Origin of the sequence: Rhabdaerophilum calidifontis (assembly GCF_008641065.1) — a bacterium.
GTDB classification, from domain to species: Bacteria; Pseudomonadota; Alphaproteobacteria; order Rhizobiales; family Beijerinckiaceae; genus Rhabdaerophilum; species Rhabdaerophilum calidifontis.
Genome location: NZ_VTRS01000001.1, coordinates 797219 through 816624 on the forward strand (window position 1 = coordinate 797219; position 19406 = coordinate 816624).

Annotated in this window: 16 protein-coding genes; all 16 read left to right on the forward strand. The window is 69.9% G+C overall.

Translation table 11 applies throughout. The features are described 5' to 3' along the window. Positions 1–262 precede the first annotated feature (262 nt). Positions 263–760 carry a division/cell wall cluster transcriptional repressor MraZ gene (locus FWJ24_RS03865; RefSeq protein ID WP_342788596.1) on the forward strand — a complete coding sequence of 166 codons (498 nt, stop codon included), beginning with the start codon at positions 263–265 and terminating at the stop codon, positions 758–760. After that, a complete protein-coding gene (gene rsmH, locus FWJ24_RS03870; protein ID WP_150286433.1) occupies positions 757–1809 on the forward strand; it encodes a 16S rRNA (cytosine(1402)-N(4))-methyltransferase RsmH in 1053 nt (350 codons plus the stop codon). The genes FWJ24_RS03865 and rsmH overlap by 4 nt, the downstream gene beginning before the upstream one ends. Next, a complete protein-coding gene (gene ftsL, locus FWJ24_RS14700) occupies positions 1806–2384 on the forward strand; it encodes a cell division protein FtsL (protein ID WP_206110774.1) in 579 nt (192 codons plus the stop codon). Before rsmH ends, ftsL begins: the two co-directional genes overlap by 4 nt. Positions 2385–2394: 10 nt before the next feature. Then, positions 2395–4224 carry a peptidoglycan D,D-transpeptidase FtsI family protein gene (locus FWJ24_RS03880; RefSeq protein WP_150286434.1) on the forward strand — a complete coding sequence of 610 codons (1830 nt, stop codon included), beginning with the start codon at positions 2395–2397 and terminating at the stop codon, positions 4222–4224. A 31-nt stretch (positions 4225–4255) separates the two neighbouring features. Then, complete coding sequence (locus FWJ24_RS03885) at positions 4256–5749, forward strand: UDP-N-acetylmuramoyl-L-alanyl-D-glutamate--2,6-diaminopimelate ligase (protein WP_150286435.1); 1494 nt, start codon at positions 4256–4258, stop codon at positions 5747–5749. Further along, positions 5746–7188: a UDP-N-acetylmuramoylalanyl-D-glutamyl-2,6-diaminopimelate--D-alanyl-D-alanine ligase gene (locus FWJ24_RS03890; RefSeq protein WP_150286436.1), complete on the forward strand. Its 1443-nt coding sequence runs from the start codon at positions 5746–5748 to the stop codon at positions 7186–7188. Before FWJ24_RS03885 ends, FWJ24_RS03890 begins: the two co-directional genes overlap by 4 nt. A gap of 12 nt (positions 7189–7200) precedes the next feature. After that, positions 7201–8283: a phospho-N-acetylmuramoyl-pentapeptide-transferase gene (gene mraY, locus FWJ24_RS03895; RefSeq protein WP_150286437.1), complete on the forward strand. Its 1083-nt coding sequence runs from the start codon at positions 7201–7203 to the stop codon at positions 8281–8283. Between the two features lie 46 nt (positions 8284–8329). After that, positions 8330–9718 (forward strand): UDP-N-acetylmuramoyl-L-alanine--D-glutamate ligase, encoded by a 1389-nt coding sequence (gene murD, locus FWJ24_RS03900; protein ID WP_150286438.1) that lies wholly within the window; start codon positions 8330–8332, stop codon positions 9716–9718. Between the two features lie 35 nt (positions 9719–9753). Further along, entirely contained in the window at positions 9754–10932 is a 1179-nt protein-coding gene (locus FWJ24_RS03905) for an FtsW/RodA/SpoVE family cell cycle protein (protein ID WP_150286439.1), read from the forward strand. Further along, positions 10925–12025 (forward strand): undecaprenyldiphospho-muramoylpentapeptide beta-N-acetylglucosaminyltransferase, encoded by a 1101-nt coding sequence (gene murG / locus FWJ24_RS03910; protein ID WP_150286440.1) that lies wholly within the window; start codon positions 10925–10927, stop codon positions 12023–12025. Before FWJ24_RS03905 ends, murG begins: the two co-directional genes overlap by 8 nt. 82 nt (positions 12026–12107) lie before the next feature. Continuing rightward, positions 12108–13517 (forward strand): UDP-N-acetylmuramate--L-alanine ligase, encoded by a 1410-nt coding sequence (gene murC / locus FWJ24_RS03915; RefSeq protein WP_150286657.1) that lies wholly within the window; start codon positions 12108–12110, stop codon positions 13515–13517. After that, positions 13517–14458 carry a UDP-N-acetylmuramate dehydrogenase gene (murB, locus tag FWJ24_RS03920; RefSeq protein WP_206110775.1) on the forward strand — a complete coding sequence of 314 codons (942 nt, stop codon included), beginning with the start codon at positions 13517–13519 and terminating at the stop codon, positions 14456–14458. Before murC ends, murB begins: the two co-directional genes overlap by 1 nt. 18 nt (positions 14459–14476) lie before the next feature. Further along, a complete protein-coding gene (locus FWJ24_RS03925; protein ID WP_150286441.1) occupies positions 14477–15403 on the forward strand; it encodes a D-alanine--D-alanine ligase in 927 nt (308 codons plus the stop codon). Beyond that, positions 15400–16287, forward strand: a complete 888-nt coding sequence (locus FWJ24_RS03930) for a cell division protein FtsQ/DivIB (RefSeq protein ID WP_166443575.1) — start codon at positions 15400–15402, stop codon at positions 16285–16287. The genes FWJ24_RS03925 and FWJ24_RS03930 overlap by 4 nt, the downstream gene beginning before the upstream one ends. Continuing rightward, positions 16284–17612: a cell division protein FtsA gene (gene ftsA, locus FWJ24_RS03935; protein WP_150286443.1), complete on the forward strand. Its 1329-nt coding sequence runs from the start codon at positions 16284–16286 to the stop codon at positions 17610–17612. Before FWJ24_RS03930 ends, ftsA begins: the two co-directional genes overlap by 4 nt. A gap of 49 nt (positions 17613–17661) precedes the next feature. Beyond that, on the forward strand, positions 17662–19374 hold the full coding sequence (gene ftsZ, locus FWJ24_RS03940) for a cell division protein FtsZ (protein WP_150286444.1): 1713 nt from the start codon (positions 17662–17664) through the stop codon (positions 19372–19374). The last annotated feature ends 32 nt before the right edge of the window (positions 19375–19406 follow it).

Genomic DNA, 19406 nt, shown 5'->3' on the forward strand with positions numbered 1-19406 from the left:
GTATTTCCGGGCGGCGCCAGGCCGGCCTCACGGCCTTGCGGGCGGCTTAACCCTACCAGAACCCTTCCTTAACGCCTCTCTGTTGAATTGAATCGTGCGTGCGCGGCGGGTGGCGCGAGCGCAGTTCCGCGTTGACGCCCATGTAGTCCCATGTTACCCCAAATCAGCCCAACATGTCATGACGGGTGGGGCGGGTATGAGCCCGTCCATGGGGCGCCGCGCGCCGGCCGGGCCGGCCACGCGGAAGCCGGGGCGTTGCGTGATGCGTTTTCTGTCGACCTATCCGGCGAAACTCGACGGCAAGGGCCGGATCTCGGTCCCGGCGCCGTTCCGGGCGGTGCTGGAGGCCGACCTCCATCCGGGATTGTTCGTTCACCCGGCCCTGGAGGTTCCGGCGCTCGATTGCGGCGGGAATGCCTTCCTGCGCGAGATCGACGCGCTGATCGCGCGGTATCCGAGCCATTCCGAGGCACGGGACCTGATCGCGACCGCGCTGCTCGGCCGGGCCGAGACGCTGCGGACGGACCCGGAGGGGCGGATCACGCTGCCGGAGCGTTTCAAGGCGCATGCCGGCATCACGGGCGAGGCGGTGTTCGTGGGGCTCGGCGACCGGTTCCGGATCTGGGAGCCGAACCGTTTTTCGGCGCATCTCGCGGAGGCCAATGCGAGGCTGCGCCAGCTCAGGGCCGAATTGTCCGGTTCCGGCGCAGCCGGGGCGAGGGGGGCAACGGGCCCTGCGACGGGAGGCGGGGAGAGATGACGGGCCCCGGCGGCCCCCAGGGGGAAGCCGGTGGCGGACCGGCCCGTCATCTCCCCGTCCTTCTGACCGAGGTGCTGGCGGCGCTGGCGATCCGGCCCGGCGGGCTCTATCTCGACGCGACCTTCGGCGCCGGCGGCTATACGCGCGCGATCCTCGCGGCGGCGGCGGAGACGCGCGTGCTCGCCCTCGACCGCGATCCGGATGCGATCAGCGCCGGGCAGGCGCTCGTCGCGGCGCATCCCGGTCGGCTGACCCTTGTCGAAACCCGGTTCTCGGCGATGGAGGCGGCCGCCGCCGCCGCCGGGCTCGGGCCGTTCGACGGGGTCGTGGCCGATATCGGCGTCTCCTCGATGCAGCTCGACGAGGCGGTCCGCGGCTTCTCCTTCCGCCAGGACGGGCCGCTCGACATGCGGATGGGCGGGGAGGGGCCGAGCGCGGCGGAGATCGTCAACGGCGCGTCCGAGGCGCGGCTGGCGGATATCCTCTACCATTACGGCGAGGAGCGCATGGCACGGGTGATCGCGCGGGCGATCGTTCATGACCGGCGCGCGGCGCCCTTCGCCACCACCCGCCAGCTCGCCGATCTCGTCGCGCGGATCGTGCGGACGCGGCCGGGCGACATCCACCCCGCGACGCGGAGCTTCCAGGCGCTCAGGATCGCGGTCAACGACGAACTCAACGAACTGGCCGCGGCGCTCCACGCCGCCGAGCGGCTGCTCGCTCCGGGCGGGCGGCTCGCCATCGTCAGTTTCCACAGCCTCGAGGACCGGATCGCGAAGGTCTTTCTGGCCGCGCGCTCGGGCCGGGGTGGGGGCTCGCGTCACGCGCCGATCGTCCATGCCGCGACCCCGACCTTCCGCGTCGAGGGCAAATGGCCGCAGGTCGCCGGAGAGGCGGAGATCTGCGCCAACCCGCGCGCCCGCTCGGCGAAGCTGCGCGCCGCCACCCGGACCGAGGCGCCGGCCGGGGCGCCGGAGGCGGCGGTTCTGGCCCTGGCCGGTCTGCCCGAGGAGCGGGCGCACCAGCCCCGCGGGAGGCGCGGCCGATGATCCGCTTCCTCAACCTGCTCGCGCTCGTCGCGCTGATCGGCTCGGCAACGGCGGCCTATACGGTGAAATACGAGACGATCCTCGTCGCCGAGCGGCTGCGCAAGCGCGAGGCCGAACTCCAGCGCGAGCGCGACGCGGTGGCGATCCTCAAGGCGGAATGGCAATTGCTGAACCGTCCCCAGCGCGTGCAGGCCCTGGCCGCGCCGCTCGGCGCGATGCAGCCGCTCTCGATGCGCCAGATCGTCCGCGCGGCGGATATCCCGCAGCGCGGGCCGGAGGAGGACCGGATCGAGGACCTGCTCACCGGTTCCATCGCTACCCCCGCCGTGCCGAAGGCCGCCGCGACCCGCACCCCCGCGACGCCGCGCGCCGCCGGCCGCACCGGTGCCGCCTCGACCAGCGCTGCTCCGGCCCGCGCGGCGCTGGCACGGGGTGCGAACCCGAGGCCCGGCGCGCCGACGCGGCTTACGCCGCCCGTCAATGTCGGTGGCCCGCAGGTCGCGCGCGCCGCGCCGCCCCCCGCCGCGCCCGCGAGCCCCTCGCTGCTCGACCGGCTGCGCGGCGTGTTCCGATGAGGGAGGGACCATGACATTCGCTCGGCCGCTCGCCTGCCACCTGACCCGGATTGCCGCCCGCCTCACCGCCTGGCGCGGCTCGTTGCCGCGCACGGCGGGCGGCGCACCGAGCGCGGTGGTGAGCCGCGGCGATGCACCGGCCTTCCGCCTCGCCGATCTGTTCGTGCTGCGGCCCGAGAAGCTCGACCCGCGCATCCTGCTCGTGGCGCTCGTCTTTGGCGCGCTGTTCGCGGTGCTCGCCGGGCGGATTCTCTCCATCCAGCTCCGGCCGGACGAGACCGGCACGATCGGGAGGATGACGTCCGGCGCCATCTCCACGGCCCGGCCGGCCATCATCGACCGGCATGGCGTGATGATGGCGACCGATGTCAAGACGGTGTCGATCTTCGCCGATCCGCGCAAGGTGATCGACAAGGAGGAGGCGGCGGAACTGATCAACGCCGTGTTCCCGGAACTCGATGGCCGCGAATTGCGGGAAAAGCTCGCGAAGAAGGCGGGATTCGTCTGGATCAAGCGCGAGGCGACGCCGAAGCAGCAGGCCGAGATCCATCGCCTCGGCATTCCGGGCCTCGGCTTCCTGCCGGAGAACAAGCGCGTCTACCCCAACGGCACGGTGGGGGCGCATGTGCTCGGCTTCGCGAATATCGACAATATCGGCATCGCGGGGATCGAGAAATTCATCGACGGCCAGGGGCTCCAGGATCTCAAGGGCGCGGGGTTCGCGCTGAGCGCGGCGGAGCTGAAGCCCGTGGAACTCGCGCTCGACGTGCGGGTGACGCATGCGGTGCGCCAGGAACTCGTGGCCGCCATCGAGAAGTACAAGGCCAAGGCTGCGGCCGGGCTGGTGCTCGATGTCGATACCGGCGAGATCATCGCGCATGTATCGTTGCCGGATTACGACCCCAACAACCCGGCCGACGCGCTGAAACCCGAGCATATCAACCGGCTCCAGGTCGGCGTCTACGAGATGGGCTCGACCTTCAAGGCGCTGACAACGGCGATGGCGCTCGATTCGGGCAAGGTGAAGCTCAATTCGAGCTTCGACGCGCGCGGCGCGCTGCGCTACGGGCGCTTCAAGATCAACGATTATCACGGCAAGAACCGGGTGCTCTCCGTGCCCGAGATCTTCATCTATTCCTCGAATATCGGCACCGCGCGCATGGCGCTCGCGGTCGGCGTCGAGGGGCACAAGGCGTTTCTGAAGAAGATGGGCCAGCTCGACCGGCTCAAGACCGAACTGCCCGAGAGCGCCGAGCCGATCAAGCCGGCGCGCTGGGGCGAGCTCAACACCATCACCATCGCCTTCGGGCACGGGCTCGCGGTAGCGCCGCTGCAATCGGCGATGGCGGCGGCGGCGCTCGTCAATGGCGGCCGGCTCATCCCCCCCACCTATCTCAAACGCTCGCGCGAGGAGGCCGAGACGCTCGCGACCCGCGTCATCAAGCCCGAGACCAGCGAGATGATGCGCTATGTGATGCGGCTCAACGCCGAGAAGGGTTCGGCCTCGAAGGCCGATATCCCCGGCTATTATCTCGGCGGCAAGACCGGCACCTCGGAGAAGGTGATCGGCGGGCGCTATGCCAAGAACCGGCTGCTGACCGCCTTCATGGCCGTGATGCCGGCGGACAAGCCGCGCTACATCCTGCTCACGATGCTCGACGAGCCGAAGGGCTTGCCGGAGACGCATGGCTATGCGACGTCGGGCTGGAACGCTGCGCCGGTCACCGGCAGAATCCTGGAGCGGATCGGCCCCATGCTCGGCATCGAGACGCGGTTCGAACTCCCGGCGCAGCCCTTTCCCTTCGTGGCGCGGCTCGGTGCGATGCCGCTTCGCCAGTAATCGGCCCCAATCGGCTGCTTGTAGACGGTCCATGGTGAAGCCAGATCCGGATTCCTCCGCCCGCCGTCGCGCGCCGACGCTGGGCGACCTCGCCGCCGCCATCGGCCTCGATGCCGGCAATTTCTCCGATGTCCCGATCGCCGGGGTCAGCGCGGACAGCCGCGCCGTGCGCCAGGGCTTCGCGTTCTTCGCGATGCCCGGCACCCGCACCGACGGTGCCGCCTTCATCCCGCAGGCCGTCAAGGCCGGGGCGATCGCGGTGATCGGCGCCGGCGAGCGGCCGGCCGATCTCGACCGGCTGGTCTTCTATCTCCGCACCCCGGAACCGCGCCGGGCGTTGGCGTTGGCCGCGGCGCTCGCGCATCCCGGCCAGCCGGAAACGCTCATCGCCGTCACCGGCACGGCGGGCAAGACCTCGGTGGCGGAGTTCACGCGTCAGGTCTATGCCGCCTGCGGCCGTCGCGCCGCCTCGCTCGGCACGCTCGGGCTGATCGGCCCCGAGGGCGCTGAATACGGCGCATTGACCACGCCGGATCCGGTGACGCTGCACCGGCATCTCGACCGGCTCGCGCGCGAGGGCGTGACGCATTGCGCCATGGAAGCCTCCTCGCACGGGCTCGATCAGGCCCGGCTCGACGGCGTGCGGATCAGGGCGGCCGGCTTCACCAATCTCGGCCGCGACCATCTCGATTATCACCCCGATATCGCGCATTATTTCCAGGCCAAGCTGCGGCTCTTCGAGGCGCTCCTGCCCGAGGGGGCGCCGGCGGTGATCAATCTCGACGGCGACCGCGGCGCGGAGGCCGCCGTCGCGGCCGGGTTCGCGGGGCGACGGGTGCTCACCGTGGGGCGGCGCGGGCAGTTCATCCGTGTCGAGCATGTCGAATCGGGGCCGGAGGGGCAGCGGATGACACTCGAACATGGCGGGGGCTTCCACGATGTCATCCTGCCGCTCGTCGGCGCCTTCCAGATCGAGAACGCGCTGGTGGCGGCGGGGCTGGCGCTGGCGACGGGGGAGGCGCCGGAGCGGGTGTTCCCGGCGCTCGCGGCGCTGCGCGGCGTGCCGGGCCGGCTCGAACTCGTCGGCCGGGTGCGCGGCGCGCCGGTTTTCGTCGATTACGCCCACAAGCCGGAGGCGCTGTCCTATGCGCTCGCGGCGCTGCGGCCCTTCGTCACCGGGCGGCTCATCGTCGTCTTCGGCTGCGGCGGCGACCGCGACGCCGGCAAGCGCCCGATCATGGGCCGGATCGCCGGTGCGCAGGCCGATCTCGTCATCGTCACCGACGACAATCCGCGCAGCGAAGATCCGGCCGCGATCCGTGCCGCGATCCGCGCCGCGGTGCCGGATGCGCTCGAGATCGGCGACCGGGCCGAGGCGATCGCGCAGGGCGTCCGGCTGCTCCGGCCGGGTGATGCGCTGCTGATCGCCGGCAAGGGCCACGAGACCGGCCAGATCGTTGGCGGCGAGACGCTGCCCTTCTCGGATCATGATGTCGCGCGCGCGGCGATCGAGGTTCTCGCATGACGGCCGCATCGCCCGCCCTCTGGGCCCCCGAGGCCCTCGTCGCCGCCACCGGCGGCCTCCTGACGAACCCGCCCGCGGCGCCGATCCGCTCGGTCTCGATCGATACCCGCACGCTGGAGCCGGGGGCGCTGTTCTTCGCGATCCGCGGCGAGACCCATGACGGGCACGATTTCGTGCCGATGGCGCTCGAAAAAGGCGCCGCGGCGGCGGTGGTGGCCCGCGCCCATGCCGGGCGCTACGGCGCTGCGGCGCCGCTGCTGGTCGTCGAGGACGCTCTCGCCGCGATGGAAGCGCTCGGCCGCGCGGCGCGGGCGCGGATGCGCGGGCCGGTGATCGCCGTGACCGGCTCGGTCGGCAAGACCTCGACCAAGGAGATGCTGCGGCTCGCGTTGTCGCGGCTCGGCGCCACCCATGCCTCCGTCGCCTCCTACAACAACCATTGGGGCGTGCCGCTGACGCTTTCCCGCATGCCGGCGGCGACGGAATTCGGCGTCTTCGAGATCGGGATGTCGAACCCTTTCGAGATCCTGCCGCTGACGGCGATGGTCCGCCCGCATGTTGCCATCGTCACCACGGTGGCGCCGGTGCATCTCGCGCAGTTCCACGGCATCGAGGGCATCACGGATGCCAAGGGCGAGATCTTCGCTGGGCTCGAACCCGGCGGGACGGCGATCATCGAGGGCGACAGCCCGCTCGCGCCGCGCCTCGCCGCCCATGCGGGAGCGGGGCGCGCCGGCCGGATCATCCGTTTCGGCGCGGGCGCGGACAACGACGTGCGGCTGACCGATATCCGTCTCGATCCGGATTTCTCGGTTGTCGCGGCCACAGTGTTCGGAACTCCGGTCACCTACCGGATCGGCGCGGCCGGGGCGCATCTCGCGCGCAATTCACTGGCGGTGCTCGCCGCCGCGCATGCGATCGGCGCCGATCTCGCGCTGATCGCGCTCGCGCTTCGGGATTTCGGGTCGGTCGAGGGGCGCGGGCGGCGCGAAACGCTGCGAATCGGTGACGGGGCTTTCACGCTGATCGACGAGAGCTACAACGCCAACCCGACCTCCATGCGCGCGGCGCTGGCGGTGACGGGCGGCATCGCGCGCGGGGCGCGCGGCCGGCGGATCGCCGTGCTCGGCGACATGCTCGAACTCGGCCCCGAAGCGGCGGCGCTGCATGCCGGGCTCGCGCCGGCGATCCTCGACAACGACATCGATCTTGTCTTCGCCGCCGGCCCGCTGATGCGCACGCTCTATTCCGTCTTGCCTGCCGAGCGCCGGGGCGCGTATGCGGAGAACTCGGAAGGGCTCGAGCCGCTGCTTCTCGACGCGGTGCATCACGGCGACGTGGTGATGGTCAAGGGGTCGCTCGGCTCGAGGATGGGGCGGATCGTCAAGGCGTTGCGGGCGCGGTTCCCGGAAATCGCCGCCGATCCGGCGGAAGCGTAAGGCGGGGCGCGCATGTTCTTCTGGCTGTCGGAACTCGCGGGCACGTTCGGCCCGCTCAACATCTTCCGCTACATCACCTTCCGCGCCGGCGCGGCCACGGTCACGGCGCTGTTCTTCGTGCTGTTCTTCGGGCCGGCGATCATCGACTTGTTGCGCGTCAAGCAGGGCAAGGGCCAGCCGATCCGCGATGACGGGCCGGAAAGCCATCTCCTCAAGCGCGGCACGCCGACCATGGGCGGGCTGATGATCCTGTCCGGCATCGTGGTGGCGACGCTGCTCTGGGCGAACCTCGCCAATCCCTTCGTCTGGTGCGTGATGGGGGTGACGCTCGGCTTCGGCGCCATCGGCTTCTACGACGATTTCCTGAAAGTGACGAAGCAATCCCACAAGGGCTTCTCGTCACGCGCGCGGCTCGCGCTGGAGGCGCTGATTGCGGGGCTCGCCTGCTATTTCATCGCGCGCAACTTTCCCCCGGCGCTCCAGGATTCGCTGGCGCTGCCGATCTTCAAGGATACGCTGATCCAGCTCGGCCTGTTCTTTCTCGTCTTCGCGAGCTTCGTGATCGTGGCGGCGGGCAATGCCGTGAACCTCACCGACGGGCTCGACGGGCTCGCCATCGTGCCGGTGATGATCGCGGCCGGCACGTTCGGGGTGATCGCCTATCTCTCGGGCAACGCCATCTTTTCCAACTACCTGCAAATCCATTTCGTGCCGCGCAGCGGCGAACTCGCGGTGATCCTCGGCGCAGTGATCGGCGCGGGGCTCGGCTTCCTGTGGTTCAACGCGCCGCCGGCGCAGATCTTCATGGGCGATACCGGCAGCCTTGCGCTCGGCGGGCTGCTCGGCACGGTCGCGGTCGCGACCAAGCACGAGATCGTGTTCGCGATCGTCGGCGGGCTTTTCGTTCTGGAGGCGATGAGCGTCATCATCCAGGTGGCCTCGTTCAAGCTCACGGGCAAACGCGTCTTCCGCATGGCGCCGATCCACCATCATTACGAGAAGAAGGGCTGGAAGGAGCCGCAGGTGGTGATCCGCTTCTGGATCATCGCGGTGGTCCTGGCGCTGATCGGGCTGGCGACGCTCAAACTCCGCTGAGCGCGCCGGTCGGCCTCCGGCGGGAACGAGGAAGAAGGGCGAGGCGATGATCCCGGTTGAAACCTTCCGCGGTCGGCAGGTCGCGCTGTTCGGGCTTGGCGGGTCCGGCATGGCGACCGCCGAGGCGCTGCGCGCCGGGGGCGCAGCCACCATCGTCTGGGACGATTCGGAGGCCGCCATCACGAAGGCGCGTGCCGCCGGGCTCGATGCCCGCGACCTGCGGGAGATCGACTGGGCGGGCATCGCGGCGCTGATCCTGTCTCCCGGCGTGCCGCTCACCCATCCCGCGCCGCATTGGAGCGTGACGCGCGCGCAGGCGGCGGGGGTGGAGATCATCGGCGATATCGAGCTGTTCTGCCGCGAGCGGCGGCGGATCGCCCCGGCATCGTCCTTCATTGCCGTCACCGGCACCAACGGCAAGTCGACGACCACGGCGCTGATCGCGCATCTTCTCGGCGCGGCCGGCCGGGAGGTCGCGATGGGCGGCAATATCGGCACGCCGGTGCTGGCTCTGGCGCCGCCGGATCCGGGCCGCGTGCATGTGATCGAGGTTTCCTCCTACCAGATCGACCTCGCGCCCGCGCTGGCGCCGACGATCGGCATCCTGCTCAACCTGACGCCGGATCATCTCGACCGGCACGGCGACATGGAACGCTATGCCGCGATCAAGGAGCGGCTCGTCCAGGCGGCGGATGCCGCGATCATCGGCGTCGACGACGATCATTGCGAGGCGATCGCGGTCCGGCTCGAGCATTCCGGCAAGCCGACGATCCGGATCTCGCTCGCCGAAACGCTCGGCGCCGGCATCCATGTGCGCGGCCGCGAGATCTTCGCCTGGCGCGGGCATGGGCGCAAACTCGCGGATCTGACGGGCATTGCGGCGCTGCGCGGTGACCACAACGCGCAGAACGCCGCCGCCGCCATCGCCGCCTGCCTGCGGCTGGGGCTGACGGAGGCGGAAATCCAGGCCGGGCTCCGGACCTTTCCTGGCCTGCCGCACCGGCTGGAGCAGGTGGGCCGGATCGGCCGGGCGCTCGCCATCAACGATTCCAAGGCAACCAATGCCGATTCGACCGAGAAGGCGCTGCTGGCCTTCGCGCAAGGGGTGTTCTGGATCCTCGGCGGCAAGCCCAAGGCGGGGGGGATCGAGAGCCTGCGGCCGCTGTTCGGGCGGGTGGCGCGGGCCTATCTGATCGGCGAGGCGGCCCCGGCCTTCGCCGAGACGCTGCGCGGCGCGGTGCCGTTCGAGATCGCCGGCACGCTGGAGGCGGCGGTTGCGGCGGCGGCCCGCGACGCGATGACATCGGATTTCAACGAACCGGTAATTCTTCTTTCACCTTCTTGCGCCTCCTTTGATCAGTTTCCGAATTTCGAGGTTCGCGGACAGCGCTTCTGCGAGCTGGCTGCAGCGATGCCGGGTTTTTCGGCGGTCTGAACGGGAGCGGGGCGCCGCTCTTCGAGGGAGGGGCGATGGTCACGCGTGCAGAACGCACCGCCTTCGGCGAGTGGTGGTGGACGGTCGACCGCTGGCTGCTGTTCTCGTTCGTGGCGCTGATGGTGGCGGGGTTCCTGTTCGGGCTCGCGGCCTATCCGCCGGTTGCGAACAAGCTCGGGCTGCCGACCTTCCATTTCGTCAACCGCCAGGCGATGTTCCTGCTCGTCGCCGGCGCGATCATGACGGGGATCTCGTTCCTCGATCCGCGCCAGGTGCGGCGGCTGGCGCTGATCATCTTCATCGCCAGCTTCGCGCTCGTCGTCGCGACGCTGTTCTACGGCGCCGAGGTCAAGGGCGCGCGGCGCTGGATCAACCTGCCGGGCATGAGCCTCCAGCCTTCCGAGATCCTGAAGCCCGCCTTCGTCGTGCTGGCGGCCTGGGCGTTCTCGCAGCGTCACGTGCGCCGCGACATGCCCTCGACGCTGATCGCGCTGCTGATCCTGCCGCTGGTGGTGGCGCCGCTGATCCGCCAGCCCGATCTCGGCCAGACGATCCTCGTCGCGGCGGTGTGGTGCGCGCTGTTCTTCCTCGCGGGGCTGCATATCCTGTGGGTGATCGGGCTGATCGGCGTCGGCGCCGGCGGGCTCTATCTCGCCTATCAATTCCTGCCGCATGTGGCGGACCGAATCGACCGCTTCCTCAACAAGGGCAATGGCGACACGTTCCAGACCGACATGGCGCTCGAAAGCCTGGTCTCCGGCGGCTGGTTCGGGCGCGGACCGGGCGAGGGCGTGGTCAAGCGCTCGCTGCCGGACAGCCATACCGATTTCCTGTTCTCGGTGATCGGCGAGGAATTCGGAGCGGTCTTCTGCCTGGCCGTCGTCGCCGTGTTCGGCTTCATCGTGGTGCGCGGGCTGATCGTGTCGCGCAGCAATGCCGATCCCTTCTGCCGCATGGCCGGCGCCGGGCTGACGATGCTGTTCGGCCTGCAGGCGTTCATCAACATGGCGGTGAACCTGAACCTCATCCCGCCGAAGGGCATGACGCTGCCCTTCCTCTCCTATGGCGGATCCTCGCTTCTCTCGATGGCGCTGGTGACGGGCTTTCTCCTCGCGCTCACCCGCCGCCGGCCCAAGGCGGCGCTGACGGAGCGCATGCCGGGCCCGGCGCTTGCGCCGAGGCCGTTCCCGGAAGGAAGGATCGCCCATGTCTGAGATCGCGCAATCGCGCCCGGTTCTCCTCGCCGCCGGCGGCACCGGCGGCCATCTCTTCCCGGCCGAGGCCCTGGCCGATGCGCTCGCCCAGAAGGGCGTGCGCGCCGAACTCGTCACCGACACCCGCGTCGAGGAATGGGTGAAGCGCTTCCCCGGCGACGTGCACACCATCGTCGCCGGCACCGTGACCGGCGGTGGGCTCGGCGCCAGGCTCCGCGGCGCCTGGCGGCTGTTCCGCGGCTACCGGCAATCCGCCGCGCTGATTGCGCGGATCCGCCCGCGCGCGGTGATCGGCTTCGGCGGCTACCCGACCGTGCCGCCGCTGATCGCCGCGAGCCGCAAGGGCCTGCCGACGATGATCCACGAGGGGAACGCGGTGATGGGGCGCGCGAACCGCTTCCTCGCGCCGCGCGTGACGCGGATCGCAACCGGGTTCCCGCTGCGCGACGACGCCTTCCCCGACAAGACCGTGCTGACCGGCAACCCGGTGCGGCGGCCGGTTCTGCACGCCGCCGAGACGCCGTTCCCGACCCTCGCCCCCGGCGGTACGCTGCGCCTGATCGTGTTCGGCGGCAGCCAGGGCGCGCGGGTGATGAGCGACGTGGTGCCGAACGCGCTCCAGAACCTGCCGGAGGAGGCGCGGGCGCGGATCCATATCACGCAGCAGGCGCGCGACGAGGACGTGTTCCGCGTCAACAAACTCTACGAGAAGCTCGGAATCGCGCATGTGGTCGAGAATTTCTTCGACGACCTGCCGAAGCGCATCGCCGAGAGCCATCTCGTGATCGCCCGTGCGGGCGCCTCGACGGTTTCGGAACTGGCGGTGATCGGCCGGCCGGCGGTGCTGGTGCCGCTGCCCGGCGCGCTCGACCAGGATCAGGCCGCGAATGGCGAGGTGCTGGCCGCGGCCGGCGGCGCCGTGGTGATGCCGCAATCGAGCTTCACCCCGGTTTCGCTCGCCGAGCTGCTCGAGCGCATGATGGACGACCCGGCCCGCCTCGAACGCATGGCGGGGGCGGCGAAATCGATCGGCGTCAGCAACGCGGCCGCCCGGCTCGCCGGCGAGGTTCTTTCCATTCTGGCGCCCGCCTGATAACGGCGTGCCATGCCCGCCGGTCCGGCGGGGACTTTCGAAAGGGCCGGCCCGCGCGGCCGGAGACGCCATGCAGCCAGCCATGAAGATCCCGCGCGAGACCGGGCCGATCCATTTCATCGGGATCGGCGGCATCGGGATGAGCGGCATCGCCGAGGTGCTCGCCAATCTCGGCTACACGGTGCAGGGCTCGGATGCCGCCGACAACGCCAATGTCAAGCGCCTGCGCGACAAGGGCATCACCTGCTTCGTCGGCCATCGCGCCGAGAATCTCGGCCGGGCGGCGGTGGTCGTGGTCTCGACCGCGATCCGGCGTGACAATCCCGAACTGATGGCGGCGCGGGCGAACCGCATCCCGGTGGTGCGGCGTGCCGAGATGCTGGCGGAGATCATGCGCTTCAAGTCCTGCGTCGCCATCGCCGGCACGCATGGCAAGACGACGACGACGAGCCTCGTCGCGACGCTGCTCGATCGGGGCGGCCTCGATCCGACCGTGATCAATGGCGGCATCATCAACGCCTATGGCACCAATGCCCGCCTCGGCGAGGGGCAATGGATGGTCGTGGAGGCGGACGAGAGCGACGGAACCTTCCTCCGGCTGCCGGCCGATATCGCGATCATCACGAATATCGATCCCGAGCATCTCGACCATTTCGGCACGTTCGACGCGATCAAGAAGGCGTTCCGGACCCTGGTCGACAACCTGCCCTTCTACGGCTTCGCGGTGATGTGCATCGATCACCAGACGGTGCAGGAACTCGTCGGCCAGATCGAGGACCGGCGCGTCATCACCTATGGCGAGAACCCGCAGGCCGATGTGCGGCTGATGGATATCGACCTTTCCGGCGGGCGGTGCCGCTTCCGTGTCGTGATCCGCGACCGCAAGAGTGGCCGCGAAACCAGCATCTCCGATCTCGTCCTGCCGATGCCCGGCCATCACAACGCGCTCAACGCGACGGCGGCGATCGCGGTGGCCTATGAACTCGGGCTCGCGCCGGGCACCATCCGCCACGGGCTCGCGGGGTTCGGCGGCGTCAAGCGCCGCTTCACCCGCACGGGGGAATGGAACGGTGTCGCGATCTTCGACGATTACGGCCATCATCCGGTGGAGATCGCGGCGGTGCTGCGCGCCGCGCGCGCCTCGACCGGGGGGCAGGTGATCGCCATCGTCCAGCCGCACCGCTATTCGCGGCTCGCCTCGCTGTTCACCGAATTCTCTCGCTGCTTCAACGAGGCGGATATCGTGATGGTGGCCGAGACCTATGCCGCGGGCGAAGCGCCGATCCCCGGCGCCGACCGCGACGGCCTCGTGGCCGGAATCCGCGCCCATGGCCATCGCCATGTCATTGCGCTTGACGGGCCGGAGGCCATCGCCGGCCATGTCCGCGCGCTGGCGCGGCCGGGGGATTACGTCGTCTTCCTCGGCGCCGGCAACATCACGCAATGGGCCTATGCCCTGCCGGGAGAATTGGCGGCGGGCGAGGCCGGCTGATGGGTTTCGCGGATATCACCCCCTCTCTCCGGGCGGTCATGCCCGATCTGCGGGGGCGGCTCATCGCCAACGAGCCGCTGGCGCCGTTCACCTGGCTGCGCGTCGGCGGCCCGGCGCAGGCGCTGTTTACCCCGGCGGATGTCGAGGATCTCGCCTATTTCCTCCTCAACCTGCCGGCGGAAGTGCCGGTGACGGTGATCGGGCTCGCCTCGAACATGATCATCCGCGACGGCGGGGTGCCGGGCGTGGTGATCCGCTTCTCGCCGCGAGCGTTCGGCCATATCGCGGTCGAGCCGGGGCACCGCATCCGCGCCGGCGCCTTCGCGGCGGATCGGAAGGTTGCGCTCGCGGCGGCGGAAGCAGGGATCGGCGGGCTCGAATTCCTGTTCGGCATTCCCGGCTCGATCGGCGGCGCCTTGCGCATGAATGCCGGCACCCGCTCGAATACCAATCCGGAGATCGAGGGCGAGACCTGCGAGCGCTTCGTGGCGGCGCAGGCCGTGACCCGTGCCGGCGCCATCGTGACGCTCGGCCCGGAGGATATGAAATTCGCCTACCGGAGTTGCGGCGCCCCCGCCGATCTCGTGTTCACCGAGGCGCTGCTGCAGGGTTTTCCCCGCGCGCCGGAGGAGGTCCAGGCCATCAACCGCCGGGTCCAGGAGCATCGCGAACGGGATCAGGAGACCAGGGTCCGCACGGCGGGTTCCACGTTCAAGAACCCGCCCGGTCATTCCTCCTGGCGGCTGATCCGCGATGCCGGCGGGCTCGACCTGCGCGTCGGGAAGGCGGAAATGTCGAAAAAGCACGCGAATTTCCTCATCGCGCATGAGGGGGCGAGCGCAGCGGATATCGAGACGCTCGGCGAGGAGATCCGCCGGCTCGTGCGCGCCCGCAGCGGCGTCGAACTCGAATGGGAAGTGAAACGGATCGGGGTCGCCTGAGCCGTAGAAGGAGGGTTCATGCCCAAGCATGTCGCGGTTCTGATGGGCGGATGGGCGGCCGAGCGCCCGGTGAGCCTGAAATCCGGCGCCGCCTGCGCAGCCGCTCTGCGCGGGCGCGGCTATCGCGTCAGTGAGGTCGATGTCGGGCGCGACCTGGCGGCGGTGCTCACGGAACTCGGGCCGGATCTCGCCTTCAACGCGCTGCACGGCCCGTTCGGCGAGGACGGAACCGTGCAGGGCCTGCTCGAGATCATGGGCCTGCCCTATACCCATTCCGGCGTGCTCGCCTCGGCGCTCGCCATGCGCAAGGACCGGGCGAAGACCGTGATGGCGGCGGCCGGGGTTCCGGTCGCGCAGGGCGTGACGGTGTCGCGCTTCGAACTGGCGAAGCGGCATCCGATGACGCCACCCTTCGTCGCGAAGCCGGTGGCCAACGGCTCCTCCTTCGGGGTGTTCATCGTCAAGGAGGGGCGGACGCATCCGCTCCAGGAACTCGGCCGCGACGATTGGCCGCTCGGCGAGGAGATGCTGGTCGAGGAATTCATTCCCGGCCGTGAACTCACCTGCGGCGTCATGGGCTATCGCGACGGCGCCCGGGCGCTCGATGTGATCGAGATCCTGCCCACCGCCGGGCCGTTCTACGATTATGACGCAAAGTACGCTGCGGGCGGTTCAATTCACGTCCTGCCCGCATCGCTTAAACCAAATATTTACCAGCGCGTCCAAGAAATGGCAGTGAGGGCGCATGAGGCGCTCGGCTGCCGTGGCGTCTCGCGTGCCGACTTCCGTTACGACGAAACCAGCGACAGGCTGGTCTGTCTGGAAGTCAACACCCAGCCCGGAATGACCGAGACGTCGCTCGTGCCCGAACTCGCGGCCCATAGGGGCCTCAGCTTCGGCGAGCTCGTGGAATGGATGGTGGAGGACGCCTCTCTCGATCGGTGACAGGAGGATTCGGCCGAATCGCCGAGACCTTCGCGCTTTGGCGCGCCGATCGATCGGCCCGGCGCCGCGCCGCGACCGGCCTCCATATCCCGCGCGGCCTCGGCTCCTCCGCGGCGATCCTGTTCCTCGCCGCCTGCGGCGCGAGCGGCTTCGTGATCGGTGGCCATTACGACCAGATGCACGCCGAGCAGGGCCATGCTTCCGATCTTATCGCCCGCGCGCTCGGCTTCGGCATCCGTCACGTCACGGTGACGGGGGCGAGCGAACTCGCACCGGAGGAGGTGATCGCGCTGTCCGGGCTCGCCCCGCGCGCCTCGCTGCCCTTCCTCGACCCCAAGGCGCTCCAGGCCCGGCTTGCCGCCGTGCCGATGATCGCCGAAGCGTCGGTGACCAAACTCTATCCCGACCAGCTCGTGATCGCGATCCGCGAGCGCGTGCCCTATGCGCTCTGGCAGCAGGACGGCAAGGTGCAGGTGATCGCCGAGGATGGCACCGCGATCGAGGCGCTGACCGATCCGCGCTTCCTGCGGCTGCCGCATGTCGTCGGGCCCGAGGCCAATCTGCGCGTGAAGGAATTCGTCACGCTGATCGAGGCGGTGCCGGAACTGCGCGACCGGATCCGCGCCGGCATTCTGGTTTCGAAGCGGCGCTGGACGCTGAAGCTCAAGAACGGCGTCGATGTGCAATTGCCCGAATCCCAGCCCGAGGCGGCGCTCCGGAGCTTCGCCGCGGTCGAGCGCGATTCGGGGCTCTCGGATCGCGCGGTGCTCGCCATCGATCTGCGGCTGCCTGACCGGATCACCGTCCGCCTCACCGAGGAGGCGGCGGCCCAGCACCAGGATGTCATCCGCGAGAAGATCCGGAAATGGGGAGGGCGGGCATGAAGCGTTCGCCTTCCATCCTTGCACCGCGCATCCGCCCCATCCCGCCGAGCAAGAGCGCGATCCTCTCGACGCTCGATGTCGGCACCTCGAAGGTCGTGTGCCTGATCGCGCGGCTCGACCCGGTCGAGGGCTCGGACGTGCTTTCGGGTCGCACCCACCGGATGCGGATCCTCGGCATCGGCCACCAGCGCTCGCGCGGGATCAAGGGCGGCACCGTCGTCGATCTCGCCGGGGCGGAGAAGGCGATCCGGCTCGCGGTCGATTCCGCGGAGCGCATGGCCGGGGTGCAGGTGACGAGTGCGCTCGTCAACATCACCGGCGGGCGGATCGGCTCGCACCATTTCTCCGGCCGGGTGATGCTCAACCGCCGCAATGTCGACGAACGCGACATCACCCGCGTCATCGAGGTCGCGTCGAGCCACGCGCAGGATGCGGGGCGCTCGATCCTGCACGCGCTGCCGGTCGGCTATTCGCTCGACGGCGCGGCCGGCATCCACGAGCCGAAAGGCATGGTCGGGGAGACGCTCGGCGTCGATCTGCACATCGTCTCCTGCGATCCGCTCGCGGCGCATAACCTGATGCTCGCGGTGGAGCGCGGCCATCTCGCGGTGGAGGCGCTGGTCGCCACCCCCTATGCATCCGCGCTCTCCACGCTGTGCGACGACGAGGCCGAACTCGGCGCCGTGGTGCTCGATATCGGCGGCGGCACGACCTCCCTTGCGGTGTTCCACCAGGGGCATCTCGTCCATGCCGATGCGATCGCGGTCGGCGGCAATTACATCACGCTCGACATCGCGCGCGGGCTCTCGATGCGGCTCGATGATGCCGAGAAGCTCAAATGCCGTTTCGCCTCCTGCATCGAGACCGAGGCGGACAGCCGCGACATCCTCTCGATCCGCCAGGTCGGCGCCGATGACCGCGACCAGAGCCATGCGATGCCGCTCGGCCATCTCACCCGCATCGTGCGGCCGCGCGCCGACGAGATCATCGATTTCGTGCGCGAGCGGCTGGAGAAGGCGGGTTTCCGCATCAGCCGCGGCCAGCACGTGATCCTGACCGGCGGCACGGCGCAGCTCGGCGGGCTCGCCGATCTCGCGCGCCGTGCCTTCGGCACCCAGGTGCGGCTCGCGCGGCCGGTCGGCGTGCAGGGCCTGCCGGAAGCGGCGAAGAGCCCGGCCTTCGCCGCCGCCGTGGGGCTTCTCGTCTATCCGCAGGTCGCGGGGCGCGAGAGCTTCGAGGCGGGGCGCGGGGCGGGCGGCCTGCCGCTCACCGGCACCGGCGGCTACATCGCCCGGGTCGGGCAATGGCTCAGGGACAGTTTCTGACGGGTATGGAATTCACCCCGGCTCCGGCCGGATGCGAAGAGGCAGAACAATGACGATCACCATCAAAGCCCCCGACATCCGGGAACTCAAGCCGCGGATCACCGTGTTCGGCGTCGGCGGCGCGGGCGGCAACGCGGTCAACAACATGATCCGCTGCGGGCTCGCCGGCGTCGATTTCGTGGTCGCGAACACCGATGCCCAGGCGCTGCTGCTGAGCCAGGCGGAGCGCCGAATCCAGATGGGTATCCAGGTCACGGAAGGGCTCGGCGCCGGCTCGCAGCCGGAGGTCGGGCGCTCGGCCGCCGAGGAGGTGATCGACGAGATCCGCGACCAGCTCGCGCATGTGCACATGGCCTTCATCACCGCCGGCATGGGCGGCGGCACCGGCACCGGCGCGGCGCCGGTCATCGCGCGGGTCGCGCGCGAGATGGGCATCCTCACCGTGGGGGTGGTGACGAAGCCGTTCCATTTCGAGGGGCAGCGCCGGATGCGGGTCGCCGAGGCGGGGATCGGTGAACTCCAGAAGGCGGTGGACACGCTGATCGTGATCCCCAACCAGAACCTGTTCCGCATCGCCAACGAGAAGACCACCTTCGCCGAAGCCTTCGCCATGGCCGACCAGGTGCTGCTCTCGGGGGTCGCCTCGGTGACCGATCTCATTGTCAAGCCGGGCCTGATCAACCTCGATTTCGCCGATGTCCGCGCCGTGATGCGCGACATGGGCAAGGCGATGATGGGGACGGGCGAAGCCTCCGGCGAGAACCGCGCCATCCTGGCGGCGGAGGCAGCGATCGCCAATCCGCTCCTCGACGAGACCTCGATGAAGGGTGCGCGCGGCCTGCTGATCTCGATCACCGGCGGCGCCGACATGAAGATCTACGAGGTTGACGAGGCGGCCAACCGCATCCGCGAGGAGGTGGATGTCGACGCCAACGTCATCTTCGGCGCGACGCAGGACGAGAGCCTCGACGGCATCATCCGGGTGTCGGTGGTTGCGACCGGGCTCGACCCGGCGACCATCCGCGAGGAGGGTGGTGATCATGGCGCGACGATCGACCAGCGCCTGGCGCTGATGGCCGACCGGCTGCGCGCGCAGATGGCGAGCCGCTCCCAGCCGGCGCCCGTCCAGCCGGCCCAGATGCAACCGGTCCATGTGCAGCCGGCGCCCGTCCAGCCGGTTGCGGCCGCGCCGGTTCCGCCGCAGCCGGAGCCGGTCGCAATGGCGCATGACCTCGTCGTCGAGGCCGTGCAGACCCGCGCTGCCTTCTTCGCCCAGCCGGTGATGGAAGCGCCGGCGCCGGCCGAGGAGCCTGCCCAGGCCGACGAACCCTTCATCCCGCCGGTTCCGGAGCGGGCGCCGGTCCGGCCGCCGCGCATGCCGAGCGTCGATGACCTGCCGCGCCCGGCACAGGCCATGCTCTCGGCCTCGCGCGAGGAGGCCGTCGCCGCGCCGCCGGCGCCGGCCGAGAAGCGCATGACGCTGATGCAGCGCCTCGCCGCCGTGGGGCTCGGCGTCCGCCGCGAGGACGAACATGCCGAGCCGGCTCCGGCGGCCGCGCCTCCGGCGGAGGTCCCGGCCCAGCCGAGCGCGACGCATCAGATGTATGCCAAGCGTCCGGCCGCGCCGGCCCCCGCCGCCGCCCAGCCCTACCGGCCGGCCCAGGGCAGCCTCGACGCGCATGGCAGGGTGCCTGCCCCGACCCGATCCTTCGAGGACGACCAGCTGGAAATTCCCGCCTTCCTGCGCCGCCAGGCGAAGTGATTTGTGACGGTGGAATGAAAAAGCGGTGAACT

Excerpts from the sequence above, each read along its gene's own strand:
- FWJ24_RS03865 (WP_342788596.1), top strand. The coding sequence starts at position 263 with ATGCGTTTTCTGTCGACCTATCCGGCGAAACTCGACGGCAAGGGCCGG.
- rsmH (WP_150286433.1), top strand. The coding sequence starts at position 757 with ATGACGGGCCCCGGCGGCCCCCAGGGGGAAGCCGGTGGCGGACCGGCC.
- ftsL (WP_206110774.1), top strand. The coding sequence starts at position 1,806 with ATGATCCGCTTCCTCAACCTGCTCGCGCTCGTCGCGCTGATCGGCTCG.
- FWJ24_RS03880 (WP_150286434.1), top strand. The coding sequence starts at position 2,395 with ATGACATTCGCTCGGCCGCTCGCCTGCCACCTGACCCGGATTGCCGCC.
- FWJ24_RS03885 (WP_150286435.1), top strand. The coding sequence starts at position 4,256 with ATGGTGAAGCCAGATCCGGATTCCTCCGCCCGCCGTCGCGCGCCGACG.
- FWJ24_RS03890 (WP_150286436.1), top strand. The coding sequence starts at position 5,746 with ATGACGGCCGCATCGCCCGCCCTCTGGGCCCCCGAGGCCCTCGTCGCC.
- mraY (WP_150286437.1), top strand. The coding sequence starts at position 7,201 with ATGTTCTTCTGGCTGTCGGAACTCGCGGGCACGTTCGGCCCGCTCAAC.
- murD (WP_150286438.1), top strand. The coding sequence starts at position 8,330 with ATGATCCCGGTTGAAACCTTCCGCGGTCGGCAGGTCGCGCTGTTCGGG.
- FWJ24_RS03905 (WP_150286439.1), top strand. The coding sequence starts at position 9,754 with ATGGTCACGCGTGCAGAACGCACCGCCTTCGGCGAGTGGTGGTGGACG.
- murG (WP_150286440.1), top strand. The coding sequence starts at position 10,925 with ATGTCTGAGATCGCGCAATCGCGCCCGGTTCTCCTCGCCGCCGGCGGC.
- murC (WP_150286657.1), top strand. The coding sequence starts at position 12,108 with ATGAAGATCCCGCGCGAGACCGGGCCGATCCATTTCATCGGGATCGGC.
- murB (WP_206110775.1), top strand. The coding sequence starts at position 13,517 with ATGGGTTTCGCGGATATCACCCCCTCTCTCCGGGCGGTCATGCCCGAT.
- FWJ24_RS03925 (WP_150286441.1), top strand. The coding sequence starts at position 14,477 with ATGCCCAAGCATGTCGCGGTTCTGATGGGCGGATGGGCGGCCGAGCGC.
- ftsA (WP_150286443.1), top strand. The coding sequence starts at position 16,284 with ATGAAGCGTTCGCCTTCCATCCTTGCACCGCGCATCCGCCCCATCCCG.
- ftsZ (WP_150286444.1), top strand. The coding sequence starts at position 17,662 with ATGACGATCACCATCAAAGCCCCCGACATCCGGGAACTCAAGCCGCGG.